19 protein-coding genes and 3 pseudogenes are annotated in these 17,871 nt (G+C 73.5%); 13 read left to right on the top strand and 9 right to left on the bottom strand.

What is annotated here, in order from left to right; genetic code table 11:
- Positions 1 to 36: 36 nt before the first annotated feature.
- On the bottom strand, positions 37 to 960 hold the full coding sequence (locus QMF80_RS03395) for a dihydrodipicolinate synthase family protein (protein WP_283449335.1): 924 nt from the start codon (positions 958 to 960) through the stop codon (positions 37 to 39).
- Positions 961 to 1,031: 71 nt separating this feature from the next.
- On the opposite strand from QMF80_RS03395, the gene QMF80_RS03400 reads away from it, so the two are divergent.
- From QMF80_RS03400 to QMF80_RS03420, 5 genes are all read left to right on the top strand, one after another.
- A complete protein-coding gene (locus QMF80_RS03400; protein ID WP_283449337.1) occupies positions 1,032 to 2,033 on the top strand; it encodes a LysR family transcriptional regulator in 1,002 nt (333 codons plus the stop codon).
- An 85-nt stretch (positions 2,034 to 2,118) separates the two neighbouring features.
- Positions 2,119 to 3,204 (top strand): S-(hydroxymethyl)mycothiol dehydrogenase, encoded by a 1,086-nt coding sequence (locus QMF80_RS03405; protein WP_283449339.1) that lies wholly within the window; start codon positions 2,119 to 2,121, stop codon positions 3,202 to 3,204.
- A gap of 76 nt (positions 3,205 to 3,280) precedes the next feature.
- Entirely contained in the window at positions 3,281 to 4,597 is a 1,317-nt protein-coding gene (locus QMF80_RS03410; protein WP_283449341.1) for an alpha/beta fold hydrolase, read from the top strand.
- A gap of 77 nt (positions 4,598 to 4,674) precedes the next feature.
- Entirely contained in the window at positions 4,675 to 5,430 is a 756-nt protein-coding gene (locus QMF80_RS03415) for a PIG-L deacetylase family protein (protein ID WP_283449343.1), read from the top strand.
- 91 nt (positions 5,431 to 5,521) lie between these two features.
- The gene (locus QMF80_RS03420) at positions 5,522 to 6,355 is read left to right on the top strand and encodes an enoyl-CoA hydratase/isomerase family protein (protein ID WP_283449345.1); all 834 of its coding nucleotides are present in this window, start codon (positions 5,522 to 5,524) and stop codon (positions 6,353 to 6,355) included.
- A 39-nt stretch (positions 6,356 to 6,394) separates the two neighbouring features.
- Here QMF80_RS03420 and QMF80_RS03425 read toward each other — a convergent pair whose 3' ends face one another.
- Together QMF80_RS03425 and QMF80_RS03430 are read right to left on the bottom strand one after the other, a co-directional pair.
- Positions 6,395 to 7,342, bottom strand: a complete 948-nt coding sequence (locus QMF80_RS03425; protein WP_283449347.1) for an SDR family oxidoreductase — start codon at positions 7,340 to 7,342, stop codon at positions 6,395 to 6,397.
- Between the two features lie 92 nt (positions 7,343 to 7,434).
- A pseudogene (locus QMF80_RS03430) lies at positions 7,435 to 7,772 on the bottom strand (winged helix-turn-helix transcriptional regulator).
- 179 nt (positions 7,773 to 7,951) lie between these two features.
- On the opposite strand from QMF80_RS03430, the pseudogene QMF80_RS03435 reads away from it, so the two are divergent.
- Positions 7,952 to 8,785 (top strand): annotated as a pseudogene (locus tag QMF80_RS03435) (alpha/beta fold hydrolase); the annotation flags it as partial.
- A gap of 111 nt (positions 8,786 to 8,896) precedes the next feature.
- Here QMF80_RS03435 and QMF80_RS38215 read toward each other — a convergent pair.
- A complete protein-coding gene (locus tag QMF80_RS38215; RefSeq protein ID WP_502962763.1) occupies positions 8,897 to 9,151 on the bottom strand; it encodes a zinc finger domain-containing protein in 255 nt (84 codons plus the stop codon).
- A gap of 172 nt (positions 9,152 to 9,323) precedes the next feature.
- Here QMF80_RS38215 and QMF80_RS03440 point away from each other — a divergent pair, with 172 nt between their 5' ends.
- Positions 9,324 to 10,121: a maleylpyruvate isomerase family mycothiol-dependent enzyme gene (locus QMF80_RS03440; protein ID WP_283449348.1), complete on the top strand. Its 798-nt coding sequence runs from the start codon at positions 9,324 to 9,326 to the stop codon at positions 10,119 to 10,121.
- A gap of 79 nt (positions 10,122 to 10,200) precedes the next feature.
- Here the strand turns inward: QMF80_RS03440 and QMF80_RS03445 are convergent.
- Positions 10,201 to 10,684 (bottom strand): annotated as a pseudogene (locus tag QMF80_RS03445) (DUF4158 domain-containing protein); the annotation flags it as partial.
- Positions 10,685 to 10,930: 246 nt separating this feature from the next.
- Here QMF80_RS03445 and QMF80_RS03455 point away from each other — a divergent pair.
- The 3 genes from QMF80_RS03455 to QMF80_RS03465 are packed head-to-tail and all read left to right on the top strand — an operon-like array spanning position 10,931 to position 14,210.
- The gene (locus tag QMF80_RS03455) at positions 10,931 to 11,923 is read left to right on the top strand and encodes an NADPH:quinone oxidoreductase family protein (protein ID WP_283449586.1); all 993 of its coding nucleotides are present in this window, start codon (positions 10,931 to 10,933) and stop codon (positions 11,921 to 11,923) included.
- Positions 11,920 to 13,101, top strand: a complete 1,182-nt coding sequence (locus QMF80_RS03460; protein WP_283449350.1) for an acyl-CoA dehydrogenase family protein — start codon at positions 11,920 to 11,922, stop codon at positions 13,099 to 13,101. Before QMF80_RS03455 ends, QMF80_RS03460 begins: the two co-directional genes overlap by 4 nt.
- On the top strand, positions 13,098 to 14,210 hold the full coding sequence (locus QMF80_RS03465) for an acyl-CoA dehydrogenase family protein (protein ID WP_283449352.1): 1,113 nt from the start codon (positions 13,098 to 13,100) through the stop codon (positions 14,208 to 14,210). Before QMF80_RS03460 ends, QMF80_RS03465 begins: the two co-directional genes overlap by 4 nt.
- Positions 14,211 to 14,257: 47 nt before the next feature.
- On the opposite strand, the gene QMF80_RS03470 is transcribed toward QMF80_RS03465, so the two are convergent.
- Positions 14,258 to 14,683 (bottom strand): MarR family winged helix-turn-helix transcriptional regulator, encoded by a 426-nt coding sequence (locus QMF80_RS03470; RefSeq protein ID WP_283449353.1) that lies wholly within the window; start codon positions 14,681 to 14,683, stop codon positions 14,258 to 14,260.
- Positions 14,684 to 14,687: 4 nt separating this feature from the next.
- Positions 14,688 to 15,107 (bottom strand): SRPBCC family protein, encoded by a 420-nt coding sequence (locus QMF80_RS03475; RefSeq protein WP_283449354.1) that lies wholly within the window; start codon positions 15,105 to 15,107, stop codon positions 14,688 to 14,690.
- 90 nt (positions 15,108 to 15,197) lie between these two features.
- On the opposite strand from QMF80_RS03475, the gene QMF80_RS03480 reads away from it, so the two are divergent.
- The 3 genes from QMF80_RS03480 (at position 15,198) to QMF80_RS03490 (ending at position 17,003) form a co-directional block, all read left to right on the top strand.
- On the top strand, positions 15,198 to 15,566 hold the full coding sequence (locus tag QMF80_RS03480; protein WP_283449588.1) for a trimeric intracellular cation channel family protein: 369 nt from the start codon (positions 15,198 to 15,200) through the stop codon (positions 15,564 to 15,566).
- A gap of 138 nt (positions 15,567 to 15,704) precedes the next feature.
- The gene (locus QMF80_RS03485; RefSeq protein WP_283449355.1) at positions 15,705 to 16,079 is read left to right on the top strand and encodes a tyrosinase family oxidase copper chaperone; all 375 of its coding nucleotides are present in this window, start codon (positions 15,705 to 15,707) and stop codon (positions 16,077 to 16,079) included.
- A gap of 57 nt (positions 16,080 to 16,136) precedes the next feature.
- Positions 16,137 to 17,003 carry a tyrosinase family protein gene (locus QMF80_RS03490; RefSeq protein ID WP_283449356.1) on the top strand — a complete coding sequence of 289 codons (867 nt, stop codon included), beginning with the start codon at positions 16,137 to 16,139 and terminating at the stop codon, positions 17,001 to 17,003.
- Positions 17,004 to 17,132: 129 nt separating this feature from the next.
- On the opposite strand, the gene QMF80_RS03495 is transcribed toward QMF80_RS03490, so the two are convergent.
- Together QMF80_RS03495 and QMF80_RS03500 are read right to left on the bottom strand one after the other, a co-directional pair.
- Entirely contained in the window at positions 17,133 to 17,414 is a 282-nt protein-coding gene (locus tag QMF80_RS03495; protein ID WP_283449357.1) for a chaplin, read from the bottom strand.
- Between the two features lie 121 nt (positions 17,415 to 17,535).
- Entirely contained in the window at positions 17,536 to 17,865 is a 330-nt protein-coding gene (locus tag QMF80_RS03500; RefSeq protein ID WP_283449358.1) for a hypothetical protein, read from the bottom strand.
- Positions 17,866 to 17,871: the final 6 nt, after the last annotated feature.

Genomic DNA, 17,871 nt, shown 5'->3' on the forward strand with positions numbered 1-17,871 from the left:
ATCAAATACCCCAATGCCCCACGCAAGGGTCTGTCGTCAGTGCGGCAGCGGGGCCGCCACCTCCGCCACCCGCAGCAGCGCCTCCTCCACCGTCGTGCTTGCGGCCGGCAGCAGCGGCAGCCGCACGTACGGCGTCGGAATGCGCCCCTGCGCGTGCAGCACCCCCTTGACCACCGCCGGATTCGGCTCGCTGAACAGCGCCGCCGACAGCCGGGCCAGCGTGTGCCCCAGCGCCCTCGCCCGGGGTACGTCGCCCACCCGCCAGGCCTCGGCGAGCGCGACGAACCGGTCCGTGGCCAGGTGCGCCGAGGCCAGGACCGCCCCCTGCGCCCCGAGGGCCAGCATCGGGGAGACGTAGGCGTCGTCGCCCGCCAGCACCGCGAACCCCTCCGGCCGCTCACCGAGCAGCGCCACCGTCTCCGCGCCGAGGCCGCCGTCCGCGTACTTCACCCCGATCACCCCCGGCAGCGCCCCGACCGCCCGCAGCGCCCGCGCGTCCAGTGGCTGCCCGGTCCGGTAGGGGACGTGGTAGACGATCAGCGGTACGGGGCTCACCCGCGCCAGCCGCTCGAAGTGCGCCAGTACCCCCGCCGCCGAGGGCCGGACGAAGGAGGGCACGGTGACCAGCGTGGCCCCGATCTCCGGCCACCGCCGCAGCCGCTCCAGCGCCGCCCCGCTCGCCCGGGTGCCGCTGCTCCCCGCTCCGACGCTCAGGAAGGCCCCGCGCTCGCGGCAGACGCGGGCGCACACCTCGGTGACGGTGTCCCGCTCGGCCGGGTCGAGCATGGCGGCCTCGGCGGTCGTGCCGAGGGCGGTGATTCCCGCGGCGCCCGCGTCGAGCACCTCGTGGGCGAGCGCCTCCAGGGCGTCCACGGCGATCTCGCCGGACGCGTCGAAGGGGGTGATGAGCGGAACGTGGATCCCGCGGGGGGATGTCTGCCGAGAAGTGTCCTGTGCCATGAGTACGAGGGTGGGGGCCGTCGAGCGTCACGTCCAGTTCACGTTTCCCGCGCTATGCGTAAGCTGAGCCGATGCTCGACGTGCGCCGCCTGCGCCTCCTGTGCGAACTCGCCCGCCGGGGCACCATCGCCGCTGTCGCCGAGGCGCTGGCCTTCAGCCCCTCGGCCGTCTCCCAGCAGCTCTCCGCCCTGGAACGGGAGGCGGGCGTCCCGCTGCTGGAGCGCACCGGCCGCCGGGTCCGGCTCACCCCCGCCGCGCACCACCTGGTCGGGCACGCGGAGGCGGTCCTGGAACGGCTGGAGCGGGCCGGGGCCGATCTCGCCGCGGCCCGCGACGGGCTCGCGGGGGCGCTGCGCGTGGGCGCGTTCCCGACCGCCACCCGGGCCATCGTCCCCGCCGCACTGGTCGCGCTCGCCCGCCGCCACCCGGCGCTGGAGCCGATGGTCTCGGAGACCGATCCGGCGGCCGTCGCGCACGCGCTGCGGGCCGGTGACCTGGACGTGGCGCTGGTCCACGAGTACGACTTCGTCCCGGCCGCCGAGGAGCCGGGGCTGGACACCGAGCCGCTCTGCCGCGAGCCGATGTACCTCGCCGAACCGGCACCCCCGCTCGACGGCGACGGCGACGGCGACAGTGACAGTGACGGCGACTCAGGCGTCGGCGCCGTGCCCCGCGTCCCCGCCGCCCCGGTCCGCGACCTGGGCGCGGCGCTCCGCATCCATCGCGACGCGCCGTGGATCATCGCGACCTCCGGAACCCTCTGCCACGCCATGACCGTCCGGGCCTGCCAGGCCGCCGGGTTCACCCCGCGGGTGCGCCACCAGGTGGACGAGTTCGCCACCGTCCTCGCCCTGGTCGCGGCCGGTCAGGGCGTGGCGGTCGTGCCGCGGCTCGGGGTGGCGGCGGCGCCCGGCGCCACGGGGGTGCGGCTGACCCGGCTGCCGATGGAGCGCCGTACGAAGATCGCCTTCCGGAGCGGGGCCGCCGACCACCCCGCCGTCGCCGCCTTCGCCGCCGCGCTGCGTGCCGCCGTACCGCCGGAACTGCGGGCGCCGCCGCGGCCGGAAACGTGACGCGACTCCCGTACCGCGTCACCCCCGTCGCCCTCGCCGTGTACGTTCGCGATACGGGACGGATCCGACGAGAACGAGGTACGACGTGACGCATCGAGTACGAGGAGTCATCGCGCGGAGCAAGGGCGCGCCGGTGGAGACGACGACGATCCTCGTGCCCGACCCGGGGCCCGGCGAGGCACTCGTCAAGGTCCAGGCCTGCGGGGTCTGCCACACCGACCTGCACTACCGCGAGGGCGGCATCAACGACGAGTTCCCCTTCCTCCTCGGCCACGAGGCGGCCGGAGTGGTCGAGGCCGTCGGCCCGGACGTCACCGGAGTCGCCCCCGGCGACTTCGTCATCCTCAACTGGCGTGCGGTGTGCGGCAATTGCCGGGCCTGCAAGCGGGGCCGCCCCTGGTACTGCTTCAGCACCCACAACGCCACCCAGCGCATGACCCTCGAGGACGGCACCCCGCTCTCCCCGGCCCTCGGCATCGGATCCTTCGCCGAGAAGACCCTGGTCGCCGCCGGACAGTGCACCAAGGTCGACCCGGCCGCCTCGGCGGCCGCCGCCGGGCTGCTGGGCTGCGGGGTGATGGCGGGCCTCGGCGCCGCGATCAACACCGGCAACGTCGGGCGCGGGGACTCGGTGGCCGTCATCGGCTGCGGGGGAGTGGGCAGCGCGGCCGTCGCCGGAGCCCGGCTGGCGGGCGCGGGCCGGATCATCGCGGTGGACCTGGACGACCGCAAGCTCGCCTGGGCCAAGGGCCTGGGCGCCACGCACACCGTCAACGGCGCCACCGAGGACGTGGTCAAGGCCATCCAGGCCTTGACCGGCGGCAACGGCGCGGACGTGGTCATCGACGCCGTCGGCCGCCCCGAGACCTACCAGCAGGCCTTCTACGCACGGGACTTGGCCGGAACCGTGGTCCTGGTCGGCGTGCCGACCCCGGAGATGACGCTCGAACTCCCGCTGCTCGACGTCTTCGGCCGCGGCGGCGCGCTCAAGTCCTCCTGGTACGGGGACTGCCTGCCCGAGCGCGACTTCCCGCTGCTGATCGACCTCTACCTGCAAGGCAGGCTGGACCTCGACGCCTTCGTCTCCGAGACCATCGCGCTCGACGGAGTCGAGGAGGCCTTCGCCCGCATGGAGCGCGGCGAGGTCCTCCGCTCCGTGGTCCTTTTCTGATCCCGGGACCATGCCGCCCCGGCGGCGGCACGGACCCGCGCCCTCGAGCGCACCCGAACCGACCCAGGGAACACCAGTGACCCACCGCCACGGCCCCGCCTACCGTCAGCCCGGCGTCGTCCTCACCGACCACCACTTCACGGTCCCGCTGGACCATGAACGCCCGGACGGCGAGCACATCGAGCTGTACGCCCGCGAGACCGTGGCCAGTGGCAAGGACCCGGCCACGCTGCCCTGGCTGCTCTACCTGGAGGGCGGCCCCGGCTTCGGGGCCCGCCGCTTCACCGGTCGCCAGGCATGGCTGGAGCGTGCCCTGACCGAGTACCGGGTCCTCCTGCTCGACCAGCGCGGCACCGGTCGCTCCACCCCCGCGAACCGCCAGACCCTCCCGCTGCGCGGCGGCCCCGCCGAACAGGCCGAGTACCTCGCGCGCTTCCGCTCCGACGCGATCGTCCGCGACTGCGAGAGCGTCCGCCGCGCCCTCACGGGCGGCGCGCCCTGGACCGTACTCGGCCAGAGCTTCGGCGGGTTCTGCGTCACCCACTACCTCTCCACCGCGCCCGAAGGGCTGAGCGCCGCGCTGATCACCGGCGGCCTGCCCGCCCTCACCGCCACCGCCGACGAGGTGTACGCCGCCGCGGTCCCGAGGGTCGAGCGCAAGAACCAGGCCCACTACGCCCGCTACCCCATGGACGTCGAACGCGCCCGCGCCGTCGCCGCCCACCTCGCCGAGCACCCCACCGAACTCCCCGGCGGCCACCGGTTCACCCCCGAGGCCTTCCAGTCCCTCGGCGTCCTGCTCGGCACCGGAGGTGGCAGCCACGACCTGCACTACCTCCTGGAGGACGCCTTCGTCCCCACCCCCGCCGGGCCCGCCCTCTCGGACGCCTTCCTGGACGCCGTACGCCCCCTGCTGTCCTTCGCCGGGCACCCGCTGTACGCGCTGCTCCACGAAGCGATCTACGCGCAGGACCCGGCCGCCCCCACCGACTGGGCCGCCGAACGGGTCCGCGCCGCGCACCCCCGCTTCGACGCCGCCAAGACCCTGGCGGGCGACGATCCCCTGCTGTTCAGCGGCGAGAGCATCCACCCCTGGCACTTCACCACCGACCCGGCCCTCGCCCCGCTGCGCGCGACCGCCGACGCGCTCGCCGGCCGGACCGGCTGGCAGCCCCTCTACGACCCGGCGCGCCTCGCGCTGAACGAGGTCCCGGTCGCCGCCGCCGTCTACCACGACGACATGTACGTGGACACCGGCCACTCGCTGGCCACCGCCCGCGGGATCCGGGGCCTGCGCACCTGGGTGACCGACGAGTTCGAGCACGACGGGGTCCGCGCGGGCGGCCCGCGCGTACTGGACCGCCTCCTCGCCCTGGTGCGCGACGAGGAGTAGGCGCGCGACGAGGAGTAGGCGTGCGACGGGGCCGCGACGGGGCGAACGTTGCCTGACGCGGCACTAGGGTGCGCACCATGACGGATGAACAGAACCAGCTGGAGCCCATGCCCACCGACTGGCAGCGGGCCCTGGCCGTCGTCGCCCACCCCGACGACCTGGAGTACGGGGGCGCGGCGGCGATCGCCGACTGGACGGACGGCGGCCGCGAGGTCGTCTACCTGCTGGCCACCCGGGGCGAGGCGGGCATCGACGGGATCGGGCCCGAGGAGTGCGCCCCGCTGCGGGAGGCCGAACAGCGGGCCGGCGCGGCCGTGGTGGGCGTATCGACGGTGGAGTTCCTCGACCACCGCGACGGGGTCGTCGAGTACGGCATCGGCCTGCGCCGGGACATCGCGGCCGCCATCCGCCGCCACCGCCCCGAACTCGTCATCACCCTCAACCACCGCGACACCTGGGGCGGTGAGGGCGGGGGCGGCTACTGGAACACTCCCGACCACCGTGCCGTGGGCCGGGCCGCGATCGACGCGGCCGGTGACGCGGGCAACCGGTGGATCTTCCCCGAGCTGCTCACGGAACAGGGCCTGGAGCCCTGGAACGGGGTGCGCTGGGTGGCGGTGGCCGGATCCAGTACGCCGACCCACGCGGCCGACGCCGGAGCGGGGTTCGAGCGGTCGGTACGGTCCCTGCTGGAGCACCGGGCGTACATCGAGGGCCTGACGGACGAAGACCCCGAGACCTACGCGCGCGGGTTCCTGGCGATGAACGTCGAGCGGGCGGCCGCCCGGTTCGGCGGCCGCCCGGCGGTGCCGTTCGAGGTGTTCCCCCGCTGACCCGTCGCCGGCCCGTCACCGGCCTGCCGTCGGCCCTTCCCCGGTGGCGCGCCCGCCCTTATCCTGACGCATCGTCAGATGGGAGCGGGTCATGATCGACACCCTGTCCATGGACATCGGTGAGGGTGAGGAACGCATCCGTCTGGAGACCGCCGACGGTCTGGCGGTCCTCACCCTGTGCCGCCCGGACCAACTCAACGGCTGGAGCTGGGAGTCCACCCGCCAGCTCGGCCTGCTCGCCGACCGGATCCGCTTCGACGCATCGGTCCGGGTGGTGCTCCTGCGCGCCGAGGGCCGGGCCTTCTGCGCGGGCATCGACGTCACCGCACCCGGCGGCGCGATCACCGGAGCCTCCGCCGCCGAACGCACCCGGAACTACTACGAGGGCATCCGCTGGGTGCACGAACGCTTCGCCGTCCTCGCCCGGCTCCCGCAGCCCGTGATCGCCGCGGTCCAGGGCTACTGCCTCGGCTTCGGCTTCGAGCTGGCCCTGATGGCGGACATCCGGATCGCGGCGGACGACGCCGTCTTCGCCCTGCCCGAAGCGGGGCTGGGCGTGGCCGTGGACGCGGGCGGCGACCTGCGGATCGCCCGCGAGGCGGGCGCGGGCTGGGCGAAGCTGCTGGCGCTGACCGGCCGCCGGATCGACGCGGCGACGGCGCGGCGGCTGAACCTGGTCCAGCTGGTGACCGCCCCCGAAGCCCTGGACGCGGAGGCGCGGGCCCTTGCGGCGGAGATCGCGGCCAACGCCCCCCTGGCGGTCCAGGGCATCAAGCGGGCGGTCGACGCCTACGCCGACGCGGCCCTGCCCGGCGCCCTGGACCGGGTCGCGATGACGGCGGCCCTGACCCTGACCTCCGAGGACAGCCGCGAGGGCTACACGGCCAAGGCCGCCCGCCGCCCCCCGCGCTTCGAGGGGCGCTAGCGCGGCATGAGGGCGTGTCCTGCGTGCCCGGCCCGCGGCTCACCCCTCGAACGGGCCCCGGCCCAGCTGTTCTCGGACCGGGACCACCTCCGGGTTGACCAGGGCGCGCCGCTGCCAGTTCGCGCCGTCCACCACCAGCGTGTGCCCGGTGACGAAACGGGCGTAGGGCGAGGCCAGGAAGGTCGCGGCCCAGCCCAGTTCGCGGGGGCGGCCGACCCGCAGGGCGGGCTGCCGGGCGTCCTTGGCGTCGGGCCCCGCCCGGTCGAGGCCGGCCTGGATGTCCCCGGTCATGTCGGCGTGCGGGAACAGGCCCGGAACCAGGCCGTTGATCTGGATCCCGTACGGCCCCCACTCGACGGCCAGGGTCTCCACGAGGTTCTTCACCCCCGCCTTGGCGGCGGCGCTGTGGGCGAAGCCGGGGCCGCCCGTCCAGGCGTAGGAGGCGCCGATGTTCACGATCGACCCGGGGGTCGCGGCCGCCAGGTGGCGGCGGCCGAACTCGCGGGTCATGAACCAGGTCCCGGTGAGCGTGATGTCGACCACCGCCCGCCAGGCGTTGGGGGAGAGGTCCTCCGCCGGGCAGGGGAAGTTGGCCGCCGCGTTGTTGACCAGTACGTCGGGCAGCCCGAGCGCGGCCTCGGCCGCGTCGAAGACCTCCGCGACCCGCTCCGGATCCCGGATGTCGCAGACGGCCGCCGTCACCCGGCCCGCGCCGGGGACGGCGGCCAGTTCCGCGCGGGCCGCCGCCAGCTGGTCCGCGCGCCGGCTCGCGATCACCAGGTCCGCGCCGAGCCGGGCGAACTCGGCGGCGATGGCCTTGCCCAGCCCGGTGCCGCCGCCGGTCACCAGGACCACCTGGCCCGCGTACGTACCAGCGGGCAGGGCGGCGGCCCCGAGCGGCGGCGGCCCGGGCAGGCCGCGGGGCGCGGACTGAGCGGACGGCGGTGGCGGCGGTGGTGGCGGCGGGACGTGCTCGTGGGACTTCATGGGCCATCGATAGCGCGCTGCCGCCCAGATCGCCATGGGCACGACGCTCCCGGCCCCCGCGGAGGGGGCGGTGACGGCGGCAACGTCACCCGTCAGCGCTCAGGGCGCCCTACGTAGGCCGACTGCTCCCCGCTGAGCTCATTGGCGCGGTCGATCTCGGCCACGCGTTCCTCGGCCCAGTTGCGGACCATGGCCAGGGGAGCTTCCAGTGAAAGGCCCAGCTCGGTGAGCCGGTAGTGCACCCGGGGCGGCACCGTGGGCTCCACCCTTCGGCTGACCAGCCCGTCGCGGGTCAGGCCTTGCAGAGTGACCGACAGCGTCTTCTGCGAGACGCCCGCCATCCGACGCTGCAGTTCCGCGAAGCGCACTTCGCCCGGGAACGGCTCCGCCAGCACCTTGACGGCCATTTCGTGCCGATCCGATCGAGCAGGCGCCGAGTTGGGCACTGCGGGGAGAAGAGATCACCGCGTGCGCGCTGTGGCGCACGCGGTGCAGGGAGGTCACTTGAAGCTCACCACCTGTGGCGAAGGTGCGGTCTTGGCCTCCCCAGGGGAGTTACCTATCGTTGGGTTGTCACCATTGGTAACTAAGAAGAGTTCATCATCTCTCGTGCCGCGCCCCGCCGTTCCTCACCAGTGGCCCGAAATAGAGCTGCGCCGCGTTACCGCCAACGGCGTCGAACTCAACGTGGCGATCACCGGAGAGGGCCCCGCTGTCCTGCTGCTGCACGGCTTCCCGCACACCTGGCGCCTGTGGACCGATGTTCTGGGCCCACGGGCGGAACGGCACCGGGTGATCGCCCCGGACCTGCGCGGCCTCGGCGCCAGCACGCGAGCGGCGGACGGCTACGACGCCGGCACCCCCGCCGCCGAGGCCGAAGCCCTCCTGAATGCTCTTGGTGAGACCTCCGCAGCCGTGATCGGCGTCGATGCAGGCACCCCGCCGGCCTTCCTGTTGGCCATGCGCCGCCCCGACCTCGTGCGACGACTGGTGGTCATGGAATCGCTGCTGGGAAGGCTCCCGGGCGCCGAAGGCTTCCTTGCGGGCGGAGCGCCGTGGTGGTTCGGCTTCCACTCGGTACCCGGCCTCGCGGAGACCGTACTGACGGGCCACGAAGCGCAGTACATCGACTGGTTCCTCGACTCCGGCACCCTCGGGCAGCGGCTCCGTCCCGAAATCCGTGACGCCTTCGTCAGCGCCCATACCGGGAGGGCGGCCCTGCACTGCGCCTTCTCGTACTACCGCGCACTGCCCACAAGCGCTCGCCAGGTCCAGGACGCCGCCGACACCCGTCGGCTCACCGTGCCCACGATGGCCATCGGGGCCCACCCCGTGGGGACGGCGCTCGAACAGCAGCTACGGCCCCTGGCCGACGACCTCGTCGGTCACATCATCGAGGACTGTGGCCACATCATCCCGCTCCACCGCCCCGAGCCACTTCTAGTGCCGCGGGGCTGGGCCGGGAGCCGTTCGCGCAGCGCGATGTCCTCGACGGTGAGCGGGTCTCCGGGCCGGCGGATGGGGGCGGGCTTGGGTCGCAGCGGGACAGCGTCATCAGCTCGGCGGCGTTGCGCTTCCACGTGCGGTCCGGGTGCCGGTCGGCTGGGCCGGGGATCTCCGGTTCCTCGCGGAGCGCGGGGGCGAGGACGAAGCGGGGGGTGTGGTACTTCGCGGCGGTCTTCCCGCCCGGGTGCGGCAGGCGCTGCCGACGGGCGCGTCACAGTTCGGGCAGTCCCTCAGAAGTGCTTCGCACAACACGTCGGTTTCGAGAGGACTTTTGCGAACGGCGACCTGCGGAAACGTGATCACTCCGGGCCTGTCGCAGAACTCTCATAGATGAACATTGATGAGCATGACCGTGTGTGACGCACAGTCGGCGGCGGAGAGGTCCTTCATCGTTTGTCCGTGGTGGTGCGGGCCCGCCCGCAGCGGCTGTGAAAATCGCTGTCCGATTGTCGGAACGCAGTGATAGAAATCCAGGGTGACAACGGCACTTGAGTTCCCCGTTCTGCTGCGACTGATCGACGAACGGTCGACCGCCTTCCGCGCCGCGATCGCCTCCGCGCCCAGCCTCGACGTACAGGTGCCGACCTGCCCCGAGTGGACGCTGTTCGATCTGGCGCAGCACATCGGCGAGGGGCGCCGCGACTGGGCCGCCACCGTCGCCGCAGGGCCTGCTCCGGCCAAGTCCGCGGCGGAGGGCGCCCCGGCTGCGCCTCGGGAGCGCGAGGCCCTGCTGGCCTGGTTGGCGGAGTCCACGGAGCAACTGCTGGACGCATTGTGGAAGGCCGGCCCGGATCGCGGTTGCTGGACGTGGTGGGAGACGTCGCAGTCGCCGCAGACCTCCGGTGCCGTAGCTCGGCACCAGCTCCAGCAGATGGCGGTGCACACGTACGACGCCCAGATCACCGTAGGTGCCCCGCAGCCGCTGCCGGACGAGGTGGCGCTCGACGGTGTCGACGAGTTCCTGTCCACCTGCGTCGCAACGACAAGTGCCTGGCCGCACAAGCCCGCTGCCATCGACTTCCACGCCTCCGAGGGCCGCTCCTGGCGCCTCTCGCTCTCCGCCGACGGCGCACGGACCGCCCGCCTCCCCGGGCCCGGCACCATGCTGGCCACCGCTGCCGACCAGGACCCGGACGTTGCCTCCGCCTCCGCTCGGGGCACGGCCAGCGAGCTGGTCTTCATCCTGCACGACCGTATCCCGTTCAACTCCCTGAAGCTCGACGGCGACCGAGGTCTCTTCGAGCAGCTCAGCGCCTGGGACCCGGATGAGTAGGACGTGACGATGCGCCACCTCGTACGCCCCGGGGCATGCCTCCCGCCAACGGCTGCAGCCACCCCGTGGTGGCCTCGGGGCGGCTGAGGGAGCAGGCCGTCGACGGAGGCTTCAGACGGCCCAGCTGGAAGGCCTCGACCCGCTGCAACGCGCCCTTCATCGCGGTACCCGTCGTCCGCGTCGGCGGCTGGCGCATCCGCTCCAGCTCCGAGCACCGGCTGCCCTCCGGCGTCTTCAGCGTGGCTACCAGATCGCCGGGCAACGCCGGGTCCGCCCGCCGGGCGGCCTTCGCCGCCGTGGTGTGCAGCCTCTTCTCCGCGATGACGCGGACCTCGGAGACCTGCCGGGCCAGCACACTCACCCCGGGCAGCAGCACCCGGTGTCGACGCAACCAGCCCACCGGGAGCGAAGCCGAGCCGGTTGTGGTCACCACACCGCTTCGCGATCAGCTTCCGGTCCGCGTCGTCGAGGAAGAAGAACCGCTCCAGCTCGGGCCCCGTCGGCTCCTCGGCGAACGCCCCGTACGCCTCAGCCTGCCCATCAGTGAGAAATTCCGCCGACATGCGGCGGACGGTAGTCAGACCCCGCCGGTGATCGAGGATCTTCCGGAGAGCCCCCGCACCAGGCCGATCACCCGTTCTAGACGACCAAGATCAAGTGCTTGGCGCCAACGGCTGTACGGCTTGTCCCCATGGCCGGGGGCGAAACCAGCCATTGCGTTCCGTGGCGCGCTGCTGGTTCCCAACATGGCAAGCGACCGCTTAGTATGCCCGCGAGCGTGGTTCCTCGACGGCGGCTGGAGGCCCCGGATGCAGGCATGGCGAGTACATACCCCCGGAGAGCCCCGTGAGGCCATGCGCCTCGAGGAGGTTCCCGAACCGGTTCCCGGTGAGGGCGAGGTGAGGCTCAAGGTGCTCGCGGCCAACATCAATTTCCCCGACGTGCTGCTGGCCCGCGGCCAGTACCAGATCCGCCCGCCGCTGCCCTTCACCCCCGGCGTGGAGGTCTGCGGTGAGACCGAGGACGGCCGCCGCGTCATCGCCAACCCGAGCCTTCCGCACGGAGGGTTCGCCGAATACGTCACGGCGAACGCGCGCGCCCTGCTCCCCGCCCCCGACAGCCTCGACGACGCCGCGGCCGCGGCCCTGCACATCGGCTACCAGACCGGCTGGTTCGGCCTGCACCGCCGGGCCCGGCTCCAGCCCGGCGAGACCCTGCTGGTCCACGCCGCCGCGGGCGGCGTCGGCAGCGCCGCCGTCCAGCTCGGCAAGGCCGCCGGAGCCACCGTCATCGGCGTCGTCGGCGGCAAGGCGAAGGCGGCCGTCGCCGAGGAGCTGGGCTGCGACCTGGTGATCGACCGGCACACCGAGGACCTGGTCGCCCGGGTCAAGGAGTTCACCGGCGGGCGCGGCGCCGACGTGGTCTACGACCCGGTCGGCGGGGACGCCTACACCGCCTCCGCCAAGTGCGTCGCCTTCGAGGGCCGGATCCTGGTCGTCGGCTTCGCGAGCGGCACCATCCCGGCCCCCGCCCTCAACCACGCCCTGGTCAAGAACTACTCGATCGTCGGCCTCCACTGGGGCCTGTACGCGGCCAAGGAACCGGCGGCCATCCTCGCCTGCCACGCCGAACTCACCCGCCTCGCCGCCGAGGGCGCCATCGCACCGCTGGTCAGCGAACGGGTACCGCTCGCCGGAGCGGCCGACGCCGTCCAGCGGCTGGCCGACGGGGTCACCACCGGACGCCTGGTCGTCGTACCGGGCCTGGACGCGGCGGCGGCCCAGGACGGAGGTGCCCGGTGATCACCTCGGAGGACCTGCTGACCCGGGTGGGCGAGTTGCTCGCCGCGCACCCGCCCGCCGACACCCCCCGCGCCGACTTCCTGCGGGCCCGCTTCGACGCCGGACTCGCCTGGGTGCACTACCCCGAGGGCCTCGGCGGCCTCGGCGCGTCCCGCACCCTCCAGGCCGTCGTGGACGCCGAACTGGAGGCCCCCGGAGCTCCCGACAACGAGCCGCGCCGGATCGGCATCGGCCTCGGCATGGCCGCGCCCACGATCCTCGCCTACGGCACCGACGAGCAGAAGCGGCGCTTCCTGCGTCCCCTGTGGGTCGGCGAGGAGGTCTGGTGCCAGCTCTTCAGCGAGCCCGGCGCCGGCTCCGACCTCGCGGCGCTCGGCACCCGCGCGGTGCGCGAGGGCGACCACTGGGTCGTCGACGGGCAGAAGGTGTGGACCTCCAGCGCGCACACCGCCCGCTGGGCCATCCTGATCGCCCGCACCGACCCCGACGTGCCCAAGCACCGGGGCATCACCTACTTCCTGTGCGACATGAGCGACCCCGGCGTCGAGGTCCGGCCGCTGCGCCAGATCACCGGCGAGGCCGAGTTCAACGAGGTCTTCCTCACCGGGGTCACGATCCCCGACAGCCACCGGCTGGGCGAGGTCGGCCAGGGCTGGGAGGTCGCCCGCACCACCCTGATGAACGAACGCGTCTCGATCGGCGGCATGCGCATCCCCCGTGAGGGCGGCATGATCGCGCCCGTCGCCGCCGCCTGGCGCGAACGCCCCGAACTGCGCACCCACGCCCTGCACCAGCGACTGCTGGGGCTGTGGGTCGAGGCCGAGGTGGCCCGGCTCACCGCGGAGCGGCTGCGCCAGCAGCTCGCCGCCGGGGTGCCCGGCCCGGAGGGCTCGGGCATGAAGCTGACCTTCGCCCGACTCAACCAGGAGATCAGCGGCCTGGAGGTGGAACTCCTGGGCAAAGAAGGCCTGTTGTACGAGGACTGGACCATGCGCCGCCCCGAAGTCGTCGACTTCACCGGCCGCGACGCCGGCTACCGCTATTTGCGTGCCAAGGGCAACAGCATCGAGGGCGGGACCAGCGAGGTCCTCCTCAACATCGTCGCCGAACGCGTCCTCGGCCTGCCCGCCGAGCCGCGCGACGACAAGGACCTCGCCTGGAAGGACCTGGCCCGATGACCACCTCCCCGGACCTGCTCTACTCCGAGACCGAGGAAGAACTCCGGTCGGCGGTAAGGGCGTTGCTCGCCGACCGCTGCGTGCCCGCCGCCCTTCTGGGGCGCCTGGAGAGCGGGACCCCCTACGACCCCGCGCTCTGGGACACCCTCGCCACCGGCATCGGCGCGGCCGGGCTGCTGGTCCCCGAGAAGCTGGGCGGGCAGGGCGCGAGCCATCGCGAGGCCGCCGTCGTCCTGGAGGAACTGGGCCGGGCCGTCGCCCCCGTTCCGTACCTGACCAGCTCCGTCCTGGCGACCGCGATCCTGCTGGAGTGCGACACCCAGCAGGCCGAGGTGGTCTCGCTGCTGGCCGAACTGGCCTCCGGCGAGCGGATCTGCGTACCGGCGCTGCCGCTCACCCTGGCTCCTGGGGCGCCGCTCACCGCCGCCGTGCGCGACGCGGGGGACGGGGTGCTCGGGGGCGCCGTCACCGCCGTGGCGGACGCGGCCGCCGCCGAGGTGCTGCTCGTACTCGCCGACACCGGGCTGTACGCGGTCCCGGCGGCCGACGCCGACATCGCGCCGCAGGTCCCGCTGGACCTGACCCGGCCGCTGGCCGCCGTGACCCTGGACGCGGTGCGCGGCACCCGGCTCGCCGACCCGACGACCGCCCGCGCCGCGATCGCGGGAGCGCTGCTCGCCGGGGCCGGACTGCTGGCGTCGGAGCAGCTCGGGCTGGCGCAGTGGTGCCTGACCGAGACGGTGGCGCACGTCCGCGCCCGGCACCAGTTCAACCGGCCCATCGGTTCGTTCCAGGCCCTCAAGCACCGCCTCGCGCAGCTGTGGCTGGACGTGGCCTCGGCCCGCGCGGCGGCCCGGGCCGCCGCCGACGCCCTGGCCACCTCGGCCCCGGACGCGCCCCTCGCGGTGGCCGTGGCCCAGGCATACTGCTCGGGGGTCGCCGTCCGGGCCGCCGAGGAGTGCGTCCAGATGCACGGTGGCATCGGCATGACCTGGGAACACCCCGCCCACCTCTACCTCAAGCGGGCCAAGGCCGATTCCCTGGCCCTCGGCACGGCGGGCCACCACCGCTCCCTGGTTGCGGAGTTCGCCGAACTCCCCGCGCCCTGAGGGCTGTCCCGTCATCCGCGAGCCCGGCACGATCCGACAGAGAGGGCCTAGTCGTCCTCGGGGTGGGCGAGCCGGCCGAGCAGGGAGAGGGTGTCGTCCAGCGGCACCGGCTGGAAGAACCGCGCGTCGACGGCCTCCACGGCGGCGATCGCGCGCGGGGCCAGCTCCGCGCCGAGCGCGGTGACGTGCAGCCGCTTGGCGCGGGTGTCGGCCGGATCGACCTCGCGGGCGATCAGACCCTTGCCCTCCAGGGTCCGCAGCACCTGGGAGGTCATCTTCACGTCGGTGCCCGCCTGGCGGGCGAGCGCCAGCTGGTTGGGCCGCTCGTCCTGCCCGTTCATCCACCAGGTGCACGCCAGCAGCACGAACTGGACGTGTGTCAGGTCCAGCGGGGCCAGCGCCGCGGCGATGCCGCGCTGCCAGCGCAGCGTGGCGTGCCAGAGCAGGAACCCGGGGCTCTCGCCGGGCCGCACCGGCTCAGCCCCGGGCGGCGAGGGCCGTGAGCGCCGCCATCGTCTCGGGCCAGTCCGCCGTGATGCCGGGGCCGATCTGCGGGCCGACCTCGTCGGCGCCCGTACCGGTGATCTCCATCCAGTAGCCGACGCGGGTCCGGCCCTGGGGGAGCGGGGTGAGGGTGTGCGCCGTACGCAGCACGAGGCCGCCCACGCGGGCCTCGTCGGTGAAGGACTCGCCCGCCACCAGGTCGGTGACGCGCAGCTCGACCGGGCAGTCCCCGGGCGGGGTCATGGTGATCCCGGCGCCGACCGCGAAGGGGCCCTGCAAGTCGATCCGCTCGATCTCCCCGTTCCAGGCGCCCCAGTTCGGTACGTCGGCCCAGAGGGCCCAGATCGCCGCGGCGGGGGCGTCGGTCTCCACGGTGTGCTCGTACTCCCACATGGTGGTCTCCTCGGGGTTCGTCGGACCCTGACTGATTAACTGTGCAGAGACTATCTGCGCGCAGACTATCTGTCGAGGGGGCCGTGAGGAATCGGCGGCCAAGCCCGCGGCAGCCGTGGCCGAACGGCCGATACGGCGCCCCGGCCCGCTCCGGCATCCTCGACGGATCCCTTCGGCGGACTCTTCCTCGCCTTCGCCGCCGGCATCTCCGGCGGCACCCCGCGCGACCTGATCCTGGACCGGCACCCGCTGTCCTGGACCCGCGACTGGGTGCTGCTGCGCGAGGAGGTCTACGCGACGGCCTCGCTCGCCGGGGCCCTCTGCTACCTCGCCCCGCACCGGACCGGCGCCTCGCCCACCGTCTCCCTGGCGGTCTCGGCGGGGCTGGTCTTCGCCCTGTGGATGGCCTCGGTCCCCACGGACCTGCGCCTGCCCCGGCTCCGGCGCGCCGACCGCTGACCCGCGACCCGGGCCCCCGACCGCCGCCCGCGCCCCCCGTCGCGGGCGGCGGTCCGCGTCCGTTCGCCCGCCCGGAGGTGACCTCGCCCGCCGCGCCGCGTTAGACCCCGTAGCGCGTCACCGAACGAGGGAGAACGCATGCACGACGCCATCGGCCCGATCGCCCCACCGACCCGCCGCACCGCCCTGCGGGCGGCCTTCGCGGCCGCCGTGGCCGCCGTCACCGCGGCCGCCCTGGCGCCCGTGGTGCGCGCCCGGCGTCCCCGGCAGACGCTGACCCCGGCCCCGCTCACGGAGGAGTCGTACCGCGGCCGCCACATCGCCGTGGGACCGGCCGGGGTGCGCATCGACGGACGGCCGCTGCACGTGATGCGGCGCGCCGACGGCAGTTACCTCAGCGGGGTCAATCACTTCCAGTCCTTCGAGACCCCCATCGAACTGGCCCGCGCGGCCGTCGACGAACTGGGGACCGCCCAGCTCGCCCTGGCGGCCGCGGCCCCGCACCACGGCTGACGCCCGCGGCGGCGGGACCGGACGGACGCACCCGACGGGAAAGGGGAGGAAACCCGCGTGTACACCCGGCAGAACCAGAAGGACCTCACCAGCACGCAGAAGAAGCGGTTCACGGCCGCCGTGCTGGAGCTCAAGCGCAACGGCACCTATGACGAGTTCGTGCGCACCCACGAGAAGTACTTCGTACCGGACCGGGACCGCAAACTGCGGGTCGGTCACATGTCACCGTCGTTCTTTCCCTGGCACCGGCGCTATCTGCTGGAGTTCGAGAACCGGCTGCGCGCCCTGGACCCCGGGGTGTCCATCCCGTACTGGGACTGGACCACCGACAGCAGCCCCGTCTCCTCCCTGTGGGCGGAGGACTTCCTCGGCGGCACCGGCCGGCCCGGCGACCGGCAGGTGATGACCGGCCCCTTCGCCTACGAGCGCGGCAACTGGACCGTCACCGTGGGCATCACCGAGTCCCGCTTCCTCACCCGCAACCTCGGCCGCCCGAAGGACCCCATCAGCCTGCCGACGCCCGCCGAACTGAAGACGGCCCTGGACGACCCGGTGTACGACACCGACCCCTGGGACTCCACGGCCCGGGCGGGCGGCTTCCGCAACAAGCTGGAGGGCTGGGCCGCGCCCAAGAGCGAGCGCTGGCGCAACCACAACAAGGTCCACCAGTGGGTCGGCGGCCACATGACGGGCGGCACCGCCCCCAACGACCCGGTGTTCTGGCTGCACCACGCCTTCGTCGACCTGGTCTGGGACCGCTGGCGGCAACGCCATCCGGATTCCGGCTACCTGCCGGCGACCCCGCCCCCGGAGTACGACCTCCAGCACGGCCGGGTGATCGCGCTGGACGAGCCGATGCCGCCCTGGGGCATCGCGCCGCGCGAGATGCTGGACCACCGCGGCCTCTACCGCTACGAGACCTGACGGGCGAACGGGTCCGGGACCCGGCCGGCGGCGCCGGACGCACGGGAAGGCCCCCGCCGGCCGGCGGGGGCCTTCCCTCGATCCCTCGGTACGGTCACACCGTCATGAGGTGGTGCTGGGGGGCAGCGATCAGCCGCCGTAGCCACCCTCGGTGTGGTGGTCGCCGCCCGACGCGTTGACGCAGGTGTTGCCGAACGCCGGGTTGAGCAGACCGATCACGTTGACGGTGTTGCCGCAGACGTTCACCGGGACGTGGACCGGAACCTGGAGCAGGTTGCCCGAGAGGACGCCGGGGGAGCCGACCGCCGCACCGTGCGCTCCGGCATCGGCCGCGGCCATACCGGCGCCGGCGGCCAGGATGCTACCGGCGGCGGCAGCGGTGACGACGAGTGCCTTCGCGATACGCGACATACAAGATCTCCTCGTGAGATTGAGTAAAGGGGCGCCGCAGGATCTGCGGCAGTTGACATGGCATACAACGCACCGACCGCCCGGGGGTCACGGTCGGTGCGCCCTCCTGGTGCCGTCCGGCCTACCCGGACAGCCGTACGGAGGCGAAATAAGGGGATACGGGGGCGCTCGTACGGGGGAGGACGTAGGCCACGGGGTTTCCCTTGCAGCCCGGATCCCGGTAGAGCGCCGCCTTCAGGCCCGTGTGGTTCACCACGCCTCGGGAACTGCCGCCCTCCGCCGCGTGGCACCCCTTGACCGCCGGGACCGAGTGGACCCGGTCGTCCTGGCCGATGTACTGGAAGTCCGGACCGGCGGCCAGGGCCGGCGCCGCGGCGCCCGCCGCCGCGGCGGCGCAGGCCAGCAGCAGGGCCGGACCGACGGCTGTCCGGATGGTGTGGTGGATACGCATGGAGGC

This window comes from Streptomyces sp. G-G2 (assembly GCF_030063135.1).
Taxonomy (GTDB): Bacteria; Actinomycetota; Actinomycetes; order Streptomycetales; family Streptomycetaceae; genus Streptomyces.

Excerpts from the sequence above, each read along its gene's own strand:
- QMF80_RS03395 (WP_283449335.1), bottom strand. The coding sequence starts at position 960 with ATGGCACAGGACACTTCTCGGCAGACATCCCCCCGCGGGATCCACGTT.
- QMF80_RS03400 (WP_283449337.1), top strand. The coding sequence starts at position 1,032 with ATGCTCGACGTGCGCCGCCTGCGCCTCCTGTGCGAACTCGCCCGCCGG.
- QMF80_RS03415 (WP_283449343.1), top strand. The coding sequence starts at position 4,675 with ATGACGGATGAACAGAACCAGCTGGAGCCCATGCCCACCGACTGGCAG.
- QMF80_RS03420 (WP_283449345.1), top strand. The coding sequence starts at position 5,522 with ATGATCGACACCCTGTCCATGGACATCGGTGAGGGTGAGGAACGCATC.
- QMF80_RS03425 (WP_283449347.1), bottom strand. The coding sequence starts at position 7,342 with ATGAAGTCCCACGAGCACGTCCCGCCGCCACCACCGCCGCCACCGCCG.
- QMF80_RS03455 (WP_283449586.1), top strand. The coding sequence starts at position 10,931 with ATGCAGGCATGGCGAGTACATACCCCCGGAGAGCCCCGTGAGGCCATG.
- QMF80_RS03465 (WP_283449352.1), top strand. The coding sequence starts at position 13,098 with ATGACCACCTCCCCGGACCTGCTCTACTCCGAGACCGAGGAAGAACTC.
- QMF80_RS03475 (WP_283449354.1), bottom strand. The coding sequence starts at position 15,107 with ATGTGGGAGTACGAGCACACCGTGGAGACCGACGCCCCCGCCGCGGCG.
- QMF80_RS03485 (WP_283449355.1), top strand. The coding sequence starts at position 15,705 with ATGCACGACGCCATCGGCCCGATCGCCCCACCGACCCGCCGCACCGCC.
- QMF80_RS03495 (WP_283449357.1), bottom strand. The coding sequence starts at position 17,414 with ATGTCGCGTATCGCGAAGGCACTCGTCGTCACCGCTGCCGCCGCCGGT.
- QMF80_RS03500 (WP_283449358.1), bottom strand. The coding sequence starts at position 17,865 with ATGCGTATCCACCACACCATCCGGACAGCCGTCGGTCCGGCCCTGCTG.